Origin of the sequence: Nocardia sp. 852002-20019_SCH5090214 (genome assembly GCF_001665865.1) — a bacterium.
GTDB lineage: Bacteria > Actinomycetota > Actinomycetes > Mycobacteriales > Mycobacteriaceae > Nocardia > Nocardia nova.
Genome location: NZ_LZMK01000134.1, coordinates 1 through 1,798, shown reverse-complemented (window position 1 = coordinate 1,798; position 1,798 = coordinate 1). Strand labels below are relative to the sequence as shown.

Sequence of the window (1,798 nt, the reverse complement as noted above, 5' to 3'; positions counted from 1 at the left end):
ATCCGCGCCGCCACCAACCCCGACGCCATCGCCGCCCTCACCCGCCGCACCCTCATCGGCCTCGTCGACAACGCGCTACAACGCGCGAACATCGACCGCGCCCAGATCCGGCAAGTGATCACCAACAACATCAACACCGAAGCACTACGGTTCATGACCCTGTCCGCCGGCCTCGACCACAACCTCTGCTACGTGGATAACGTCGCCGACTTCGCCCACGTCCACTCCGCCGACAACCTGCTGAACCTACAGAGCTATCTCGAGGACGGCGCCGCGCCCGACCAGATCGTGCTTACGATCAGCCACGCCTTCGGCACATGGGCACTCGCTCCGCTCCGGCTCCACTGACACCTACGGCCGCCGACACCGTGTGTCCTCGCAAGCATGGCCGGTGGCATCCGAGGTCGGTCACCTCCGTTCACGACTGGTGCTGGGTGACCTATCTCAAGTCCCAGGGCTTGATCTGGTCGGTATCGATGTCTCGTAATCCACGCCATGACGGATGCCGCAGTATCCCCGCGTGAGTCCACTCGGTGAAGGCCACTACTCCGACCAACCGAGGATGCACCCACTTCGCCTCCGGCGCAGCAGCGCTGTTCACGACCGGGGGCGTATCCCGGTGGAGTGCAGTCAGTCTCGTAGCCAGATCAGCGAGACTGGCGCGAGTGAACCCGGTTCCGACGTTACCCGCCCAGATGAGATTCCCATCATGGTCGGGTACGGCCACCAGCAGCGAACCGATCCGGCCGAAGCGGCATCCGGCCCCGGGCCGCCACCCGACCACGATCACCTCCGATACGCGCAGATTTTTGATCTTGGTCCAGGATGGACTGCGGCGGCCTGGCAGGTAGCGGCCATCCAGACGCTTGGCGATCAAGCCCTCCAAACCGAGCGCTTGCGAGCGCGCCAGCAAGTCCGGGCCCCGGCCGCTCAAGCGAGGCGATATCTGCCACCTCGGTCCCGGCAAGGCCAACTGCTCGAGCAGTTGACGACGCCGCACGTAAGGCAGCTCGATCAGCGTCCAGTCACCGACATGCAGCAAGTCGAACGCCACGAAGCTCACGGGAGCCGCCACGGCCATCTCGGCGATCGCGCCAGCGCCGCGCCGATGCATGCAGGGTTGCAGCGCCTCGAACGATGGCACCCCTTCGACGAACGCGACGATCTCGCCGTCGAGTACGAACGGCGGCTGGCCCGCCAAATCGGCCAGCTCGGGCCATGCTGCAGTGATGTCGTTGCCGTTCCGCGAGACAAGCTGCACGCGGTCGGTGACATAACCGCCCGCCCGGATGCCGTCATATTTGATCTCGAAAGCCCAGCCCTCATCGTCGCTGGGCAACTCTCCGGGAGCCGCCAGCATTGCCGCGTATCGCGGCAGCCTGATCACCGTTGCGTCGCCGCCATTCAGAGGCTCCCTTTAACCACAAACGACCTACTAGCAAACGTACAGCAGCAGATCGAACGGTCGCCGGAGTGCGCCACACCTCGCACCGGCCTCGGCGCCGCCAGATCGAGGCTTGAACAGCGAAGCCTTCTGCAGTGGCGCGCCTTTGGGCAGCGAACGCAATGGGCCTACTTCGTGAGGGTGGGACGGTCGGAGTCCGGCGAGCGGGCAGATGAGTTATGTGGGGTTTTGGTCGGTGTCGACGAATTCGAGGTCGGCTTCGCGCTCCCATGTCCAGTGGTTTCCCGGCCACCACACAACGACCCAATCCGTCCCGCCGGTGGGTGGGGTTTTCGACCAGATCTGAACGAGTTCGCCGGAGGCGTGGTCGAAGTCGGTGCGGACCACCGCGGC

2 protein-coding genes are annotated in these 1,798 nt (G+C 64.8%); one reads left to right on the top strand and one right to left on the bottom strand.

Annotated features, from left to right (window positions below):
• On the top strand, window positions 1-348 hold a 348-nt coding region (locus tag A5780_RS11805; protein WP_197521730.1), incomplete at its 5' end, for a 3-oxoacyl-[acyl-carrier-protein] synthase III C-terminal domain-containing protein.
• Between the two features lie 91 nt (window positions 349-439).
• Here the strand turns inward: A5780_RS11805 and ligD are convergent.
• The gene (gene ligD, locus A5780_RS11800; protein ID WP_231982925.1) at window positions 440-1,387 is read right to left on the bottom strand and encodes a non-homologous end-joining DNA ligase; all 948 of its coding nucleotides are present in this window, start codon (window positions 1,385-1,387) and stop codon (window positions 440-442) included.
• Between the last annotated feature and the right edge of the window lie 411 nt (window positions 1,388-1,798).